This is a genomic window from Sinorhizobium fredii, assembly GCF_002944405.1.
In the GTDB taxonomy this organism is placed as follows: Bacteria; Pseudomonadota; Alphaproteobacteria; order Rhizobiales; family Rhizobiaceae; genus Sinorhizobium; species Sinorhizobium fredii_C.
The window spans coordinates 1,061,084-1,077,499 of the sequence record NZ_CP024307.1 but is presented as its reverse complement, the minus strand read 5'-3'; the positions used below and the strand labels follow the sequence as shown (position 1 = coordinate 1,077,499).

The window sequence follows — 16,416 nt, the reverse complement described above, 5'->3', positions numbered from 1 at the left end:
GGATACTGGCTTAACACTGATCCGCAAAATGTCAAAACATAATTTTTGGCAAAGAGCAGCATATCTATTTCAGGTCACTAAAACTGTCCGGAGTGGCGGAATTGTCCCGAAATAGAGAGTCAGATATGACGCCATCAATGCCGCCGTGGCTCTTCCTTTTGTGGGAGCTGATCTATAACCGATTGTTTCGTCATCCTGTAACCCGCCTGATGAGCGGCTTTCGCCAGCAAATGGGCCGAGATCGGCGCCGTCAGCACCAGGAATACGAAACCGGCAAGCGCGCGAACGAAAATGGCGGGATCGAGCGAGTGCAACCCGGAGGCGACGAGCAGCAGGCCGGAACCGACGGTACCCGCTTTGGAAGCTGCGTGCATGCGCGTGTAGAGATCCGGGAAGCGCAGGAGGCCAAGCGCCGCGAGCAGCGAAAAGCCTGCGCCTGCGACGATGAGGATGGCGACCAGAATTGTGATCCCAGCGACGAAAAACGTGTCCATCAGCGCCCTCCCCGGCGTTTGCGACGGGCCGTCTCGGGAGCCCGGCCCCTCTTCAAGACTGGTTTCGCGAAGGCGGCGCCTTGTTCCGCTTCCGGCGCGAGGCCACGTGTCAGGATGAAGCGCGCGAAGGCGACGGTTGCCAGGAAGCCGACCAGGCCGAGGGCGATCCCTATGTCGATATAGAGATTGAAGCGGGTCTTGATTGCTAGGACCGCAATGAACCCGATCGCGATCGCGACCAGCATGTCGAGGCCGAGCACCCGATCCGGCAATGTCGGACCGCGGATGATGCGCAGCATGGTCATCAGCAGCGCGAGCGAGAGGAGCAGAAGCGCAAGGCTGGTCGCCCCCGCCAGGATCGCGGAAATCATCGTTCGAAAGCCTCCCGAATGCGCCGCTCGAAGCCGCGTGCAATATCCTGGCGCAACGCACCCGGATCGGCACAATCGAGCGCGTGCACATAAAGGGTCTTGCGGTCCTCGGATATGTCGACGGAAAGCGTGCCGGGCGTCAGCGTGATGAGATTGGCAAGCAGAGTAATCTCGAAATCGCTCTTGGCGGTCAGCGGATAGGCGAGGATCCCGGGCTTCAGGCCCATCCGGGAGCGCAGGACGAGAATGGCCACCTTGACCGCCGATACGGCCAGCTCCTTGAAGAACAGAGCCGCCAACAGCGTCAGCCGCAATGGTCTCAGCGGATAGGTGACGGGCTGCAGCTCGCGGCGGATCAGCCACAGGGACACAGCGCCGACAGCAAAGCCGAGCGCGAGGTTCGCTGGCGTGAAACTGGCGCTGATGGCACCCCAAATAACGGTGAAAATCAGGTTGATCTGCAGGAATTTCATTGCGGCCCACCTTCCGGGAAGACCGAGTTCACATAGGCCGACGGCTCTGCGAGCCCCGCCGCCGCGTCCTGGATTACCGCCAGCAGCGGCTCGGGATAAAGGCCGATCAACAAAGTGAGCCCGGTGAGCACGGCTAGCGGGCCGAATGCCGCGGGCGACAGCGATACCGCCTCGCCGTCCGCAGGTGGAGCCTCGCGCCAAAACGCCAGAAGGAAAAGGCGGCCGGTGACGATCATTGTCAGGAACCCGGCAAGGAGAAGCGCGGCGGCGAGCCACCAGGCGCCGATATCGAGAGCTGCCTTTACGAGCATGACCTTCGGCCAAAAACCGGAAAAGGGAGGCAGGCCAGAGACGGCGAAACACAGCATCAGGGTAAGAGCGGCAAATCCGACATGCCGGCGATAGAGACCGGCGAGCGCCGCAATCGAGGAACTCGCGCCGAGGCGCATGGCGATCCCCGAGGCGAAGTAAAGGCCGGTCATCACGAGCATGGAATGCAGCGCATAAAAGATGACACCCCCAATGCCGCCCGGTCCGCCGACGGCGATACCGGCGAGCATCGAGCCGATGCCGGAGACAATGAGGTAGCCGAGAATGCGGCGGAAATCCGTCTGCGCCAAAGCGCCGAGCACGCCGACGATCATCGTCAGCGCCCCGGCGACCGCGAGGATGAAGCTCAGCTCCTCCCTTTCGACCGGGAAAAGCATGACCATCACCCGCACCAGCGCATAGATCCCGACCTTCGTCAGCAGGCCTGCAAAGAGCGCGGAGACGGCGACGCGGGGGGTATGGTAGGAAGCCGGCAGCCAGAAATTCACCGGGAAGGCGGCCGCTTTCATGGCAAAGGCGAGCATGAACAGCCCGGTGAGCGTCATCAGCGGCGCGCGGTCGCGCAATGCCTCGGCCTTCGTAGCGACGTCAGCCATGTTGAGCGTGCCGAAAACGGCGTAGAGATAGCCGGTCGCTATCAGGAACAGCGTCGTGGCGACGAGATTGAGGAAGCCGTATTTCACCGTGCCGTCTATCTGCTCAGGCTCGGAGCCCAGGACGAGAAGGCCGAAGGACGAGATCAGCAGCACCTCGAACCAGACGTAAAGATTGAAGATGTCGCCGGTCAGAAAGGCGCCCGAGACGCCGGCCATCAGCAACATCAGCAACGGATAAAAGCCGTAGCGGCGGCCGCTGTCGTTGATATCGGCAAGCGAGAAGACGCCGGCGACCAGCGCTACAAGCGCCGCGGCAAAGGCGAACAAGGCCCCGGTCAGGTCGGCAGTGAAGGCGATGCCGAAGGGAGGCAGCCAGCGCCCCATAACCATGGTCAGCGGACCGTTCTCGGCGATCTCCCTGAGCAGCAGCCCATCGATCAGCAAGAGCCCGGCGAGACCGCTCATGGCAATGGTCGGATGGAGGCCGATCGGGCGGCGCAGCATGACCAGCAGCGCACCGATCGCGAGGCACCAGGCGACCGGCAGGATCACCAACCATTCGGCAAGCGTGGGCGGCGCGGCAACGAGCGCAGCGGAAAGATCGACGGAAGGGGAGATCGTAGCGGCCATGCGGGTCAGTATCCAAGCGGAGGGAGCGGCTCGTCCGCCGGTTCGGCAACGCGCATTTCGTCCGTGTTGTCGGTCGCAAGGTCGCTATAGGCGCGCCAGGAGAGGACGAGCAGGAAGGCGAAGAAGGAAAAGGAAATGACGATCGCCGTCAGGATCAACGCCTGGGGAAGCGCGTTGGCCGCCGGCGCAGCCAGCGACTTGGCCCCTTCGGGTATGATCGGCGGCACCTCCCGCGTCAGCCGACCTCCGGTGAAGATCAGCAAATTCACCGCATTGCCGAGCACTGCGACACCCAAGAGCACGCGGATGATGAATTTCGAGAGCATCAGGTAGACGGCAACAGTGAAGAAGACGCCGACCAGTAAGGCAAACCAAGCCTCCATCACTCCCCTCCCCGCTCTTCGAGCGACAGCGCGATCGAACTGATGGCGCCCACGACGACCAGGTAAACGCCGCTGTCGAAGAGCAGCACGGTCGAAAGCGGGACCTCGAGGCCGAAAACGGCCGGATAGATCCAAAGTCCGGTCATGAACGGGACGCCTGCGAAGATCGCGATCAGGCCGGCAGAGGTGGCAGCGAGGAGCCCGGCCCCGGCGATTGCCATCGGGTGGAAGAAGATGGCCCGCCTGACCGTCTCGACACCGTGCGCCATGCCATAGATCGCCAAGGCCGAAACGGCGATTAAACCGCCGATGAAACCGCCGCCCGGCTCGTTGTGGCCGCGCAGCAGCACGAAGATGGAAAAGAGCATCATCAAGCTCGTCAGGACCGGGGCGAGCGTGCGGAAGATCACCGACTTCATGCCCGTTCCTCCACCGCCGTCTCATCGGCCTCCGCGACGACGGCGCGCTTCAGCGAACCGGCCCTCAGCCGCACGAGCGCCAGGATCGCAAGGCCGGTAATCATCACCACGGCAATTTCCCCGAGCGTGTCGGTGCCGCGGAAATCGACGATAATGACGTTGACGACATTCGCCCCGTGCGCAACCGACTTCGAATAGAGGTTGAAGAAGTCCGTGAGCGACCGGTCGAAGGGTACGGCCGTGGCCCGCAGCAGAAACAGGGCGAAGCCGAGGCCGCAGGCAAGCGCGATCGTCGCGTCGCGCGCTTTCTCGGGGAGTGGCCGATGGTCGGCAGGCGAGAGCCGCAGCCGGGTCATCACCAGCGCCAACACGACGACCGACAGCGTTTCGACCATGAATTGGGTGAAAGACAGGTCCGGCGCCCCATAGAGCAGGTAGATGACGGCGACTGCGAAGCCTTGAATGCCGAGCGAGACGATCGCGGTGAGGCGGTCGGAAGCAACCACGACGGCGAAGAGACCGCCGACGGCGATCGCGATGATCGCAAGCTCGTGCAGCGGAACGTCCGCGGAGAAGAACGGGGCGCGCGGGAACTCACCGTATCGCAGCGGCATTGCCAAGAGAATGACCGCAACCAGCGAGAAGGTGGCGGTCATATAGACGTCGAGGCGGCCGCCCTGCAGGCGCCGAGTGACGGCGACGGCAAGGCGCACGAGACCACGCATGAATTGGTCGAAGCCCCGATCGGGCCCCCAGCCGATGTCGACGAGGATCGCCGCCATCGCGGCGCGCAAGCGGGCGAGATTGAGGTAGAAGGCGACGCCGAGCGCCACCGTCAAGGCCGAAAGCACGAGCGGCAGACCAAGATGCGGCACGAGCGATATGTCGACCGTCCTTGGCTCGCCGGCGATCGCCGAGGCGGTGGGCGATGAGACGAACCGATGGGCGAGACCCGACAGGAGCGCGATGGAGAGCCCCTTGAGTGCGAGAACGGCCGGGCCTATCCATAGTAGCGGCGGCGCCTCATGGGCATGCTTCGGCGTGTTCACGCGCGGTCCCAGGAAAGGCTTCAGGACGACAGCGAAGGCTACGGCAAACATCAGGGCGTTGCCGAGGACAGCCAGTATCGCAAAGAGCGCGGAGCGCAAATTCGGCGCGGAGAAGGCGGAATAGAGCTCCTCCTTGGCGAGGAATCCGAAAAAGGGCGGCAGGCCACCCATGGAGAGCGCAGCGGCAAGGGCAATGGCAAAGGTGAGCGGCATGACCGAACGCAGGCCGCCGAGCTTCGTGAAGTCGCGCAATCCGGTTTCATGATCGAGGATGCCGGCCACCATGAACAGGGCGCCCTTGAAGAGCGCGTGTGCCACGAGATAGAGCGCGGCCGCCTCGATCGCGCGGGGCGAGCCGAGCCCGATCGACATCACCAGCAGACCGAGCGAGGCCACCGTGGTATAGGCCAGCATCAGCTTCATATCGGTCTGGCGCACCGCGAGCGCCGCGCCGATCACCAGCGTCGTCACACCGAAGAGCGGCAGAAGGAGCTGCCATTCCGGTGTTCCGCCGAGGACTGGATTGAGACGCATCAACAGATAGACGCCTGCCTTCACCATCGTCGCCGAATGCAAATAGGCGGAAACCGGTGTCGGCGCCTCCATCGCATTCGGCAGCCAGAAGTGAAATGGAAACTGGGCCGATTTGGTGAAGGCACCGCCGAGGACCAACAGCAGTGCAGCGAGATAAAAGGGGCTCTCCTTCACCTCGGAGCCGAAGGAAAGCAGCAGCGAAAGCTGCGCAACGCCGCTGACGTTCCAAAGGATCAGCAGCCCGGCGAGCAGCAGAAGACCGCCTCCGCCGGTGACGACCAGCGCCTGCAGCGCGGCGCGGCGCGTGGCCTCGCGGGCGTGGTCGAAGCCGATCAGCAGGAAGGAGGTAATCGACGTCAATTCCCAGAAGACGAACAGCATCAGGAAACTGTCGGAGACGACGAGTCCCTGCATCGATCCCATGAACAGGAGGATGAAGGCGAAGAAACGGCCCTGTTGCGGGTGCCCTTTCAAATAGCCGCCCGAATAGAGAACGATGAGCGCTCCGATACCGGAAATCAGCAGCATGAAGGTCAGCGACAAACCGTCGATCAGCCAGGAAAAGCTGACATTGAAAGACGGTATCCACGCATAGCCGCCTGTCACGATTTCGCCGCTCGCGACGTCCGGAAGGAAGCGCAGGAAATGCAAAAAGATTGCCGCGGGAGCAAGGGCCAGGACCCAGGCGGCATTGTGCCCGAGGAGCCTGGTCAGGCCGGGTGCGACAAGGGCCGCAGCGAAGGGAAGGCCGAGCGCCAGAAATGTTAGTGCCGTGACTTCCATCGCTTGGCGTGCTCCTTCGCCGTTGATCATCTGGTCAATTGATACCGGACATAGAAGAAGGGCTGGCTCGTCTCAAGAGAAATCGGTTGGAAGCTCAGTCAAGTGGACGGTTATACTGTGCAAAGGCAGCAAAGCCTCTGCCAAGCACCGCGCATCTACGCCGGCCGACAGCACGCGGCTGCGGTTCACTGTTCCCACAGGGGCTGCGTGGTCATGTTCCGCGGGGAACAGATAAGGAGTGGCGGCGGGACTATCGAATACGTGGTAATCCGGAGCGGCCGGGAAAGGCCAATGCGGCTGCCTCCGACCCGCAAGAGCCCTTTACGCGTCCAGCGAAAAGCGCCACTCTCCTACAGCGCCGCGCGTCTTATGAGACGCGCAATGTCGCTATAGGATTTTGAAATGCCGCATGTTTTGTCCTAAATCGGCTACGATTTAACGACACGTGCAGAAGGCAAAGCGGCAGGTAAATAACCGAAGGAATGCTCTGCGCATGCGCCGCGTCATATATGCATTCGCTCTCCTCTTTGGGCCCGCCCTGCCCGCTGCCGCGCAGGACGATTGGCATCCCTATTCCAACCCCCGTTTTGGCTACACGGTGGAGATTCCGCCGGGTTTCGAGATGCACCAGCAGGCCGACAACAACGACGGCGCGAGTTTTCATGCCGACGACAATGGCGCGACGCTGATCGTGTTCGGCACGCACCCGCCGGCCGGCGATTTCGAGACCGACGTCACCGACCGGATCGGCTACGAGAAAGACGACGATTGGAGAATCCTCTACTCGCGCGTCACGCCCGCCTGGGCGAGCTTCTCCGGCGCTCGAGGCCGAGAGGTCTTTTACACACGGGCGATCGCGCTCTGCGACGGCAGCGCCGCCTATTTCCGGCTGCAATATCGCAAATCGAAGCTGACAAGCTTCGATGGCGTCATCTCGCGGATGGCGTCGGCATTGCGTCCCTCGGACGATTGCCGGCCTCCGGAGTGATCAGGCGACGGCTGAAGCGCTGATGCAGTTGAGGACGGCGGAATAGTGAACGGCCGATCCGGCGACCACGAAGCCGTGCCAGATGGCGTTCTGAAAGCGAAGCCGCTCCCAGACATGGAAGATGATACCGATCGAATAGATGATGCCGCCAATTAGGACCAGAACTAGCGTCGTCGCAGTGAGGGCTGCGAAAAGCGACTTGGCGGCAAGAACGCCGCCCCAGCCCATGGCGAGATAGAGAAAGATCGCCAGCCGATCGAACCGTCCCGGCAGCAGGCATTTGATCGAGATGCCGAGAAGTGCGACGGCCCATATGCCGATGAGCATCCAAAACAGGAACGGATCATCCCAACCGCGCTGGAGAAAGGGCGTATAGGTTGCGGCGATCAGCACGAAAATGGCCGAATGGTCCAGGCGGCGCAGCAACCACTTCGTCCGGCAAATGGGATAGAGATTGTAAAGAAACGACACCGACAGGGTGAGGATCAGGCCCGCACCGTAGATCCACGCAGCGGCAAGCTGTCCTGAGGTGCTCCAGACCGTCGCATAGAATATGAGGGCTGTGACGCCGACGAGCGCGGCACAAAGGCCGATGCCGTGAACAATTCCGTCGGCAATCAGCTCCGACCGGTCATAGGTCCATTTAAACTCGCTGATATCCACGCGGCCCCTCCAGATCCCGCATCGATTCCGACATCGGCACCGTGTCCCCGAACCGCAGTGATCTGGTCGAACAGACTCGCCCCAACACCGTGGCCCCTTCCGACGGATCGATTTATCGTGCCACAGAGTTCTTTGACGGCAAAGCGCCTGTTTGGGGCGAAAGGATCAAATTCCGCAACGCATTACAACAGTCGAAAGGCGCCCCGCGACCGCGTCGCGTGGCAAGGCTGATCGCGACACTGCATGTTGGATTGGATCCGCGCCGAGGCCACGGCGCGCCCTGTTCGTCGGGTAGGTCCGGGGGCACGGGAGTATCAAAGCCCGCTCGGGCGGCGGCAATGCGCCGCCCTCATCGCGTGCGCGAGGCGACTTCGGCGGCGCAAGTCTGGCAGAGCGGAGCGTGGGGCACCGCATGCAATCTCTCCTGAGAAATCGGGTCTCCGCAGCGGGTGCAGATTCCGTAGGTTCCGGCCGCGATCCGGTCGAGCGCCGCATCGATGGCGCGGATCTCGCCCTGGCCGGCGAGCCCCAGCCCTTCGAGCACTTCATCGTTTTCCCGTTCTGTGACGCGATCCGGCACGTCGGCATTCATCGGCTGGTCCAGATCTTCCTCGATCTTCACCAGACGGCCGTAGAGCTCGTCCTTGCGGCGCAGAAGCTTGTCGCGGAAATCATCAAGCGCGTATTTGTCCATCATGGGGCTCCCTTGGGTCGCGGCGCGGCATGGCCGCACCGCATTCTTCTTGTTGATTAGCGGTCGACGAGAACGGCGCAGGGGCAGTGGCTGACGACGCGGCTGGCGGTCGATCCGATGAAATAGTCGATCAGCCCCGGACGGTGCGACGCAATGATCACCAGGTCCGCGTTCTCTTCCTTGGCGAGCGCATTGATGGTGCCGGCCGCCCCGCCGGTGCGGATCTCGATCCGTCCCTTGATGCCATGCTTGGTCTTCAGCGCGTCGAGCGTCTTGACCGCATGCTTGCGCGATTCCTCGATCATCTCGAGCGGGAAATCGACGATCATGTAGCCTTGAGCGTAGGCGTTGAGGTCCTCGACGACGTTGAGGAGGATGATCTCTCCACCCTCATCGATCAGCTTTTCGGCGATGCCGAGAACGGATTCACCGTGTTCGAGCTGATCCATCGCGATCGGGACGATAATCTTCCTGTACATACAGATACGCTCCTTCTGTTGCGTTCCGGTCGCCGGCTGGAAATCGGGCGATTCTTCGGATCCGAGGGCGGCACTCCGGCGTAACTTTCTTCCGCCTTTTCCCGCCATGCAGATCGAATTGAGCGGAGGCGGCGACTCCGACCATGATCGAGATCAATCGGCCACCGCTCCCGCGCTCGCACCATCTATGATGAGGTAGCGCGACAGCCGCGACCGTCAACGTTCGTCGAACACAACATCAAGTAATATAATGGCTTTCCCGAACGCCTTCACGTGCTCATATTGGGCTACGGTTCCGGCGCCCCGGCAGCCCGGAGCGCCTCCCGAAAGGCGTAGCTCAAGGAAAAGACGATGAAATCGCAGCTCGTGACCAACCTTCCCGCCGACCACGCGGTGGCGATGCCCGCCTATGTCGACCGGGCGCATCTCGTCGTTCAGGACCTGCCAATGGTGTCGAGCTGGTATCAAAAAGTGCTCGGTCTCGCTTCGATCGAAGCGAGCGCCAGCGGCGAGACGCTCGGGGTCGCCGGAAGGCCTCTGTTGACGCTGACAACCGATGCGCAAGCGACAAGGGCACCGCGCAGCGCGCCCGGTCTGTTCCACACGGCGTTCCTGGTGCCCGATCGCCGGGAGCTGGGACGCTGGCTTGCCCACGCGGCGAACAACGGCGTTCGCCTCCAGGGCGCCTCCGACCACCTCGTCAGCGAAGCGATCTATCTCGCCGACCCGGAGGGCAACGGCATCGAGGTTTATCGCGATCGGGCGCGCAGCGAATGGCGCTACGAGGTGGACGGTACGGTGGCGATGAACACCTTGCCGCTCGACCTGCAGTCGCTCTATGACGAGACGCCGGAGGAAGCTTGGAGCGGCCTTGCCGACGGCACCGTGATCGGCCACATTCATCTGCAGGTCTCCGCCATTCCACAGGCGGATGCCTTCTTCCGCGACGTCCTCGGCCTCGATCTGATGGCGCGCTATCCGGGAGCAAGCTTTTTCGCTACTGGCAAATATCATCATCACGTGGCCGCGAATATCTGGAATTCGCGAGGAGCGGCGAAACGCCAGGCCAAGATGACCGGTCTCTCAGACTACACGATCCGCTTTCGGGACACCGACAGGCTCGCGACGGCAATTCGCAAGCTCGACGAGCTCCAGATCCCCGTGCGCGAGGAAGGCGGCATCCATCATCTCACCGATCCGTGGGGCATCGGCCTCAATCTCGCGGCTTCGGCAGCCTGAGCTTAGCTGGCAATCCGTCGCTCTGTCCGCCGGCGCCCGGTGGCGCTTTCCGCTTGATCGCCGCCCGGACGCTCTCTATCTCATGATCTCCCACCGAAGAGATCCCGGAGAGACCCTTGTCCGTTTTCAGAAACCTGCCCGCCGCGCCCGTCGCTCGTAAGAAGCCGCTCACGGATACGCGCCACGGCATCAGCCGGACCGATGACTACGCCTGGCTGAGGGCCGACAACTGGCAGGCTATGTTCAAGAACCCGTCGACCCTCGATCCGGAAATTCGCCGGCACCTCGAGGCGGAAAATGACTACATGAACGCCGCGATGGCGGACACCAAGGATCTGCAGAAGGCGCTGTTTGCCGAAATGCGCGGCCGCATCAAGGAGGACGATTCCTCCGTACCGATGAAGGACGGCGCCTTTGCCTATGGCACGTTCTATGTGAAGGGCGGCGAGCATCCGCGCTATTTTCGCATCCCGCGCGACGGAGCGGCGGGCGACGAGACGATCCGCCAGGTGCTGCTCGACGGCGACAAGGAAGCTGAGGGCAAGGCTTACTTCCGCATCGCCGGCCTCGACCATTCGAGCGATCATGCCCGCGGCATCTGGGGTTACGACGACAAGGGATCGGAATATTTCACGCTGAAGGTGCGCGATCTTTCGAGCGGCGAGGACCTGGCCGACATAGTCGAGAATACCGGCGGCGGCGGTGCCTGGGCACCGGACGGCCAGAGCTTCTTCTACACCGTGCTTGACGAGAACCACCGGCCGTCGCGAATCTACCACCACGTCGTCGGCACGCCGCAGTCCGAGGATCGGCTCGTCTACGAGGAAACGGACCCCGGCTTCTTCATGTCTGTCGGAGGATCGCTGCTCGACGACTTCATCTATATCGACATCCATGATCATGAGACGAGCGAATACCGGCTGCTTTCGACCAAGAACCTGACGGCCGAGCCGCAGATCGTGGCGAAACGCGTCATCGGTCTCGAATATTCCATGACCGAGGGCGGCGAGGTCTTCTACATCCTCACCAATGCCGACGGTGCCAAGGATTTCAAGATCATGGAAGCGCCGGTGGAAGCGCCGCAGAAGGAAAACTGGCGTGAGGTGGTGGCGCACCGCCCGGGTACGCTGATCCTCAGCCACATGGCCTATGCCCGTCACCTCGTTTGGCTGCAGCGCCGCGAGGGGCTGCCGGAGATCGTCATCCGCGACCGGAAGACAGGTGAAGAACATGCGATCGCCTTTGCCGAGGAAGCCTATTCATTGGGGCTCTCGGGGGCGGCCGAATACGACACCGACGTCATCCGCTTCTCCTATTCGTCGATGACGACGCCCTCGCAGCTCTTCGACTACAACATGGCGACGCGCGAGCGCACGCTCCTGAAGACCCAGGAAGTGCCCTCCGGCCACGATCCGGACGATTACGTCACGCGCCGCGTCTTCGCCCCGGCTGAGGATGGTGCGTCGGTTCCGCTGACGCTCCTCTATCGCAAGGACACACCGCTCGACGGTTCGGCGCCGTGCCTGCTCTACGGTTATGGTGCTTACGGCATCACCATCCCGGCCGGCTTCAACACCAATTGCCTGTCGCTCGTCGACCGCGGCTTCGTCTATGCCATTGCCCATATCCGCGGCGGCAAGGACAAGGGCTTTCAATGGTACGAAGACGGAAAAATGGCGAAGAAGTCCAACACTTTCAAGGACTTCATCGCCGCGGCTGACCATCTGAATCAGCAGAAGTTCACATCCTACGCAAACATCGTCGCCGAGGGCGGCTCGGCGGGCGGTATGCTGATGGGCGCAATCGCCAATATGGCACCGGAGAAATTCCGGGGCATCATCGCGGCAGTCCCCTTCGTCGACGTCCTGAATACCATGCTGGACGACACGCTGCCGCTGACGCCGCCGGAATGGCCGGAGTGGGGCAATCCGATCGAGAGCGCCGAGTTCTACAACATCATTGCCGGCTACTCGCCCTACGACAATGTGGAAGCTAAGCCTTACCCGGCAATCCTGGCGCTCGGCGGCCTGACCGATCCGCGCGTCACCTATTGGGAGCCGGCGAAATGGGTCGCCAGGCTCCGCGAGAAGACGACCGGCAGCGAGCCGATCCTGTTGAAGACCAACATGGATGCCGGGCATGGCGGCGCCTCGGGCCGTTTTCAGCGGCTGGAGGAAATCGCGTTCGAATACGCTTTCGCCATCAAGGTCGCCGGCAGGATGTAGGAGGACCGCCTGTGCCGGTCTATGTCGCACTGCTGAGGGCGGTCAATGTCGGCGGCACCGCTACGCTTCCCATGGCGGAGCTGAAGGCCCTCTGCGAGGGCCTCGGCTTTGCCGATGTCAAGACCTACATCCAGAGCGGCAACGTGCTCTTCCGCTCCGAGCTTGCCGAAGGCGAGGTTCAAACGAGACTCGAGGAAGCGCTGACGGTAAAGATGGGCAAGACGCCGGGCGTCATTCTGCGCAGCCGCGGTGACCTGGAGGCGATTGTCGCAAAGGCGCCGTTTCCAGACGCGAAGCCGAATTTCCTGCTCGTCACATTCCTGCCGGAAGCACCCGCCGCGGACGCGTTCGACAAGCTCGTCGCACCGGACGGAGAAGAAGTGAAGATCGACGGGCGGGAGATCTATATCCACTATCCGAATGGATCGGGTCGGTCGAAGCTCAAACTGCCGGCGCTAAAATCGGGTACGGCACGCAACCTCAACACCGTATGCAAGCTGGCGGAACTCGCCGCGGTTCTCGAGGATGAAGGCGCGTGACCCGCCCCGCGGCCTTACGCGGCGGGCTGGAACAGCAAGCGCACGAAACTGCGGAAGACAAGGAGCTGGTCGGGCAGGCTTTTCGGCTCCTTCAAGGCTTTTGAGAGTACGATACCGCCTTCGAGGACGGTCGAGACCATGTCGGCGAGCTGATCCGCATCCAGCGCTTCCCGCGGCCGATAGACCTGCATGATGTCCCGGAACATGGCGGCGAAGCGCCGGCGCCACATCAGCGCCGCCTGGCGGTTCATCTCCTGGATCTCGCGGTCGAAGGCGCGCTCCTGGGTGCACATCGTGGCGACCAGGCAGCCCGGATGGCCGTTCGGCAAGTCGGAGAGCAATTCTGCAAGCAGCTTCAATCCGATCAGGAACGCCTGCAGCGGGTCGTCGGCAAGTTCGCGCGCCCGGCCGAAAATCTCGTCGTAGATGCGCTCGTCATTGTCGATGTAGCGCTCGAGCAGCGCCTTGGCGAGCTCGTTCTTGTCGCGAAAATGATAGAAGAACCCGCTCTTGGTGATGCCTGTCTCGACGATCAGTTCGTCGATCGAGGTGCCACCGAAACCCTTTGCCAGCACTGCGGCTTCGGCAGCATCCAGGATCTTGGCACGCGTTTCCTCGCCCTTTCGCATGGTGCACTCCTGTACCGCCGGTAAAGTTTTCTCTCTGGAAAGGACGGCGAGCCATTCGCCTGTCGCCTCGAATCTTACGGCAAGTTCCTGATGTAACATCGCTATGCGGCTTATTGGGTCATAGTGTACCGCAAGCCGGCTAGTTTAGCAGATGATAAAACGGCAGAAATTCCTCAGACCTCGCGCCGGAGCGTCCGCAAAAGGGAGGGAACGATGCAATACGAAATCGCCAAGTATCGACATGACCTGCCGCTTTTACGGGGTGGCACATTCCTCAGCGACGGCGGCATGGAGACGGCGCTGATCTTTCATGAAGGAGCCGAGCTGCCGCACTTCGCCTCTTTCGTCCTGCTGTCGACCCCGGAGGGCCGCCGGCAGCTGTTGCGCTATTACACGCGCTATCTCGAGATCGCGCGGCTCCACGACACCGGTTTCGTGCTCGACACGGCTACGTGGCGCGCCAATGCCGACTGGGGCGCGAAACTTGGCTACGACGCCGAGGCGCTCAGGCAGGTCAACCAGGACGCCGCCCACCTGCTTGCCGAACTGCGGGCGCAGTACGAGCGGCCGCAGGTCCCGATCGTGTTCAACGGCGTTATCGGTCCGCGCGGCGACGGCTACAAGGCCGGCCTGATGAATGCGAAGGAAGCTGAGGAATATCACAGCGCCCAGGTCGCGGCCTTTGCCGGCAGCGAAGCCGACATAGTATCGGCGGTGACCATGACGAATGTCGACGAGGCGATCGGCGTCGCAAGAGCGGCCAGGAAACACGGCATGCCCTGCGCCATCTCCTTCACCGTCGAGACCGACGGTCGTCTGGTAACGGGCGGCTCTCTCCAGGAAGCCGTCGAAACGGTGGACGCAGAGACGGAAGGCTATCCGCATTACTACATGGTCAATTGCGCCCATCCGAGCCATTTCGAAAGCAGCCTCGATCAGCGCCAGCCATGGGTGCGGCGGATCGGCGGCATTCGCGCCAACGCCTCGACCAAGAGCCATGCCGAACTCGACGAAAGCGAGACCTTGGACATAGGAGACATCGGCGATCTCGCCCGGCGCTATCGTTCGCTCACAGGCCGCATGCCGCATTTGCGTGTGCTGGGCGGCTGCTGCGGCACCGACCATCGCCACATCGCGGCGATCTGCGAGGTCTGCCTGCCCGCGACCGCACTGAGCGCTTGACCACCGGAAGAGCTCCTTCCGCCGTAGTGGCAGCAGGAGCTCCCAGTATTCCCGACGCTCGCGAAAACCGGATCGCTCGTGTAGACTTGTCGGGAAAGGGCGGCCGGTATTTGCTAGGCAGGGCCGCTGGAGTGTGATGAATTCCATACCGCCGCAACCGGGCTCGGCGACAGCCCCGTTTCCCTTCGACAACAGCTATGCGCGACTGCCTGGGAATTTCTACGCCCGGGTCGAGCCGACACCTGTTGCCGAGCCCTGGCTGATCAAGTTCAATCGGCCGCTCGCGGAAGAGCTGTGTCTCGATCTCGAAGCGCTCGAGCGCGACGGCGCCGCGATCTTCTCCGGCAGCATGGTCCCGGCGGGCGCGGAGCCGCTCGCCATGGCCTATGCCGGGCACCAGTTCGGCACCTTCGTCCCGCAACTCGGCGACGGCCGCGCCATCCTGCTGGGCGAAGTCGTCGACCGTGATGGAAAACGCCGCGACATCCAGCTCAAGGGACCCGGCCAGACCCCATATTCGCGCCGCGGCGACGGCCGGGCAGCGCTCGGGCCTGTGCTGCGCGAATATATCGTCAGCGAGGCGATGCATGCGCTCGGCGTGCCGACCACCCGCGCGCTTGCCGCGACGGTGACCGGCCAGCCGGTCTATCGCGAGCAGATCCTCCCCGGCGCCGTCTTTACCCGGGTGGCGGCGAGCCATATCCGGGTCGGTACGTTCCAGTTCTTCGCCGCACGCGGCGACATGGACTCGGTCAAGGCACTGGCCGACTACGTGATCGACCGCCACTACCCCGAACTGAAGGCAGACGAGAACCCTTATCTGGGCCTTCTCAGGGCAGTCTCGGAGCGGCAGGCAGCGTTGATCGCGCGCTGGCTGCACATCGGCTTCATTCACGGCGTGATGAACACCGACAACATGACGATTTCCGGCGAAACGATCGACTTCGGTCCCTGCGCCTTCATGGATGCCTACGATCCGAAAAAGGTCTTCAGTTCAATCGACCAGTTCGGCCGCTACGCCTATGCCAACCAGCCGGCCATCGGCCAGTGGAATCTCGCCCGGCTCGCCGAAACACTCGTGACGCTCTTCGATCCGACGGCAGACGTGGCGGTGAACCTCGCCAATGACGCCCTCGGCGAGTATGGCGCTATCTTCCAGAACCAATGGCTCGACGGCATGCGCCGCAAGATCGGGCTCTCAACGGCGGAAGAGGGTGACCTGGAGCTGGTGCAGGCTTTGCTGGCGCTGATGCACAAAGGGGGCGCGGATTTCACCCTCACCTTCAGAAGGCTCGCTGCGTCGGCGGAAGACGCAGGCGCCGATGCCGAGCTTGCCAAGCTCTTCCAGGCGCCCGAGGCACTGTCGCCATGGCTTGGGGACTGGCGCCGCCGTCTCGAGCGCGAAGCTCCCGGGCCGGTCGAAAGAGCGGCAGCGATGCGCGCCGTCAATCCGGCCTTCATTCCGCGCAACCACCGCATCGAGCAGGCGATCGAAGCGGCGACCGAACATGCGGATTTCTCGCTTTTCGAAGCGATTCTCGAGGTGACCTCCAAACCTTACGATGATCAGCCGGCACATGCCGCCTTTGCCGAGCCGCCGCAACCTGGCGAAGAAGTGCTGCAAACCTTCTGCGGCACCTGACAAGCCGCAGCCCCGCCTCGGCCTCCGCGGCCCAATGGGCCGCCAATTTGAAATACTCCCGGGGAATCAAAGTC

General features: G+C 62.5%; 17 protein-coding genes. 6 read left to right on the top strand and 11 right to left on the bottom strand.

Going from position 1 to position 16,416, the window contains the following annotated elements; genetic code table 11:
- Nucleotides 1–134: 134 nt before the first annotated feature.
- The 7 genes from mnhG to NXT3_RS05160 are packed head-to-tail and all read right to left on the bottom strand — an operon-like array spanning nucleotide 135 to nucleotide 6,062.
- Nucleotides 135–494, bottom strand: a complete 360-nt coding sequence (gene mnhG, locus NXT3_RS05190) for a monovalent cation/H(+) antiporter subunit G (RefSeq protein ID WP_104838893.1) — start codon at nucleotides 492–494, stop codon at nucleotides 135–137.
- Entirely contained in the window at nucleotides 494–865 is a 372-nt protein-coding gene (locus tag NXT3_RS05185) for a cation:proton antiporter (protein ID WP_037413545.1), read from the bottom strand. The genes mnhG and NXT3_RS05185 overlap by 1 nt, the downstream gene beginning before the upstream one ends.
- Nucleotides 862–1,338 carry a Na+/H+ antiporter subunit E gene (locus tag NXT3_RS05180; protein WP_104838892.1) on the bottom strand — a complete coding sequence of 159 codons (477 nt, stop codon included), beginning with the start codon at nucleotides 1,336–1,338 and terminating at the stop codon, nucleotides 862–864. The genes NXT3_RS05185 and NXT3_RS05180 overlap by 4 nt, the downstream gene beginning before the upstream one ends.
- Complete coding sequence (locus NXT3_RS05175) at nucleotides 1,335–2,894, bottom strand: Na+/H+ antiporter subunit D (RefSeq protein ID WP_104838891.1); 1,560 nt, start codon at nucleotides 2,892–2,894, stop codon at nucleotides 1,335–1,337. The genes NXT3_RS05180 and NXT3_RS05175 overlap by 4 nt, the downstream gene beginning before the upstream one ends.
- Before the next feature lie 5 nt (nucleotides 2,895–2,899).
- Nucleotides 2,900–3,277: a Na+/H+ antiporter subunit C gene (locus tag NXT3_RS05170; RefSeq protein ID WP_097539328.1), complete on the bottom strand. Its 378-nt coding sequence runs from the start codon at nucleotides 3,275–3,277 to the stop codon at nucleotides 2,900–2,902.
- Nucleotides 3,277–3,696 carry a Na(+)/H(+) antiporter subunit B gene (locus tag NXT3_RS05165; protein WP_037413541.1) on the bottom strand — a complete coding sequence of 140 codons (420 nt, stop codon included), beginning with the start codon at nucleotides 3,694–3,696 and terminating at the stop codon, nucleotides 3,277–3,279. The genes NXT3_RS05170 and NXT3_RS05165 overlap by 1 nt, the downstream gene beginning before the upstream one ends.
- Nucleotides 3,693–6,062 (bottom strand): putative monovalent cation/H+ antiporter subunit A, encoded by a 2,370-nt coding sequence (locus NXT3_RS05160; RefSeq protein WP_104838890.1) that lies wholly within the window; start codon nucleotides 6,060–6,062, stop codon nucleotides 3,693–3,695. The genes NXT3_RS05165 and NXT3_RS05160 overlap by 4 nt, the downstream gene beginning before the upstream one ends.
- A 493-nt stretch (nucleotides 6,063–6,555) precedes the next feature.
- Between NXT3_RS05160 and NXT3_RS05155 the strand changes: the two genes are divergently transcribed.
- A complete protein-coding gene (locus NXT3_RS05155) occupies nucleotides 6,556–7,050 on the top strand; it encodes a hypothetical protein (RefSeq protein ID WP_097526246.1) in 495 nt (164 codons plus the stop codon).
- On the opposite strand, the gene trhA is transcribed toward NXT3_RS05155, so the two are convergent.
- The 3 genes from trhA to NXT3_RS05140 all read right to left on the bottom strand — a co-directional run bounded on the left by trhA (nucleotide 7,051) and on the right by NXT3_RS05140 (nucleotide 8,886).
- Nucleotides 7,051–7,713 carry a PAQR family membrane homeostasis protein TrhA gene (gene trhA, locus NXT3_RS05150; protein ID WP_097526247.1) on the bottom strand — a complete coding sequence of 221 codons (663 nt, stop codon included), beginning with the start codon at nucleotides 7,711–7,713 and terminating at the stop codon, nucleotides 7,051–7,053.
- A 349-nt stretch (nucleotides 7,714–8,062) separates the two neighbouring features.
- Nucleotides 8,063–8,407 (bottom strand): TraR/DksA family transcriptional regulator, encoded by a 345-nt coding sequence (locus NXT3_RS05145; RefSeq protein ID WP_097526248.1) that lies wholly within the window; start codon nucleotides 8,405–8,407, stop codon nucleotides 8,063–8,065.
- Between the two features lie 56 nt (nucleotides 8,408–8,463).
- The gene (locus tag NXT3_RS05140; protein WP_104838889.1) at nucleotides 8,464–8,886 is read right to left on the bottom strand and encodes a universal stress protein; all 423 of its coding nucleotides are present in this window, start codon (nucleotides 8,884–8,886) and stop codon (nucleotides 8,464–8,466) included.
- 351 nt (nucleotides 8,887–9,237) lie between these two features.
- Between NXT3_RS05140 and NXT3_RS05135 the strand changes: the two genes are divergently transcribed.
- From NXT3_RS05135 to NXT3_RS05125, 3 genes are all read left to right on the top strand, one after another.
- A complete protein-coding gene (locus NXT3_RS05135) occupies nucleotides 9,238–10,125 on the top strand; it encodes a VOC family protein (RefSeq protein WP_104838888.1) in 888 nt (295 codons plus the stop codon).
- Nucleotides 10,126–10,241: 116 nt separating this feature from the next.
- The gene (locus NXT3_RS05130) at nucleotides 10,242–12,350 is read left to right on the top strand and encodes a S9 family peptidase (protein WP_104838887.1); all 2,109 of its coding nucleotides are present in this window, start codon (nucleotides 10,242–10,244) and stop codon (nucleotides 12,348–12,350) included.
- An 11-nt stretch (nucleotides 12,351–12,361) separates the two neighbouring features.
- Nucleotides 12,362–12,889 carry a DUF1697 domain-containing protein gene (locus tag NXT3_RS05125; protein ID WP_104838886.1) on the top strand — a complete coding sequence of 176 codons (528 nt, stop codon included), beginning with the start codon at nucleotides 12,362–12,364 and terminating at the stop codon, nucleotides 12,887–12,889.
- Between the two features lie 14 nt (nucleotides 12,890–12,903).
- Here the strand turns inward: NXT3_RS05125 and NXT3_RS05120 are convergent, their stop codons facing one another.
- Nucleotides 12,904–13,518 (bottom strand): TetR/AcrR family transcriptional regulator, encoded by a 615-nt coding sequence (locus tag NXT3_RS05120; RefSeq protein WP_037413529.1) that lies wholly within the window; start codon nucleotides 13,516–13,518, stop codon nucleotides 12,904–12,906.
- Between the two features lie 225 nt (nucleotides 13,519–13,743).
- Between NXT3_RS05120 and NXT3_RS05115 the strand changes: the two genes are divergently transcribed.
- Both NXT3_RS05115 and NXT3_RS05110 read left to right on the top strand, forming a co-directional pair.
- Entirely contained in the window at nucleotides 13,744–14,700 is a 957-nt protein-coding gene (locus tag NXT3_RS05115) for a homocysteine S-methyltransferase family protein (RefSeq protein ID WP_037413773.1), read from the top strand.
- Between the two features lie 136 nt (nucleotides 14,701–14,836).
- Nucleotides 14,837–16,342, top strand: a complete 1,506-nt coding sequence (locus NXT3_RS05110; protein ID WP_050988154.1) for a protein adenylyltransferase SelO — start codon at nucleotides 14,837–14,839, stop codon at nucleotides 16,340–16,342.
- Nucleotides 16,343–16,416 lie beyond the last annotated feature (74 nt).

Excerpts from the sequence above, each read along its gene's own strand:
- NXT3_RS05170 (WP_097539328.1), bottom strand. The coding sequence starts at position 3,277 with ATGGAGGCTTGGTTTGCCTTACTGGTCGGCGTCTTCTTCACTGTTGCC.
- NXT3_RS05160 (WP_104838890.1), bottom strand. The coding sequence starts at position 6,062 with ATGGAAGTCACGGCACTAACATTTCTGGCGCTCGGCCTTCCCTTCGCT.
- NXT3_RS05145 (WP_097526248.1), bottom strand. The coding sequence starts at position 8,407 with ATGGACAAATACGCGCTTGATGATTTCCGCGACAAGCTTCTGCGCCGC.
- NXT3_RS05180 (WP_104838892.1), bottom strand. The coding sequence starts at position 1,338 with ATGAAATTCCTGCAGATCAACCTGATTTTCACCGTTATTTGGGGTGCC.
- NXT3_RS05110 (WP_050988154.1), top strand. The coding sequence starts at position 14,837 with ATGAATTCCATACCGCCGCAACCGGGCTCGGCGACAGCCCCGTTTCCC.
- mnhG (WP_104838893.1), bottom strand. The coding sequence starts at position 494 with ATGGACACGTTTTTCGTCGCTGGGATCACAATTCTGGTCGCCATCCTC.
- NXT3_RS05175 (WP_104838891.1), bottom strand. The coding sequence starts at position 2,894 with ATGGCCGCTACGATCTCCCCTTCCGTCGATCTTTCCGCTGCGCTCGTT.
- NXT3_RS05135 (WP_104838888.1), top strand. The coding sequence starts at position 9,238 with ATGAAATCGCAGCTCGTGACCAACCTTCCCGCCGACCACGCGGTGGCG.
- NXT3_RS05120 (WP_037413529.1), bottom strand. The coding sequence starts at position 13,518 with ATGCGAAAGGGCGAGGAAACGCGTGCCAAGATCCTGGATGCTGCCGAA.
- NXT3_RS05155 (WP_097526246.1), top strand. The coding sequence starts at position 6,556 with ATGCGCCGCGTCATATATGCATTCGCTCTCCTCTTTGGGCCCGCCCTG.
- NXT3_RS05165 (WP_037413541.1), bottom strand. The coding sequence starts at position 3,696 with ATGAAGTCGGTGATCTTCCGCACGCTCGCCCCGGTCCTGACGAGCTTG.
- NXT3_RS05140 (WP_104838889.1), bottom strand. The coding sequence starts at position 8,886 with ATGTACAGGAAGATTATCGTCCCGATCGCGATGGATCAGCTCGAACAC.
- NXT3_RS05185 (WP_037413545.1), bottom strand. The coding sequence starts at position 865 with ATGATTTCCGCGATCCTGGCGGGGGCGACCAGCCTTGCGCTTCTGCTC.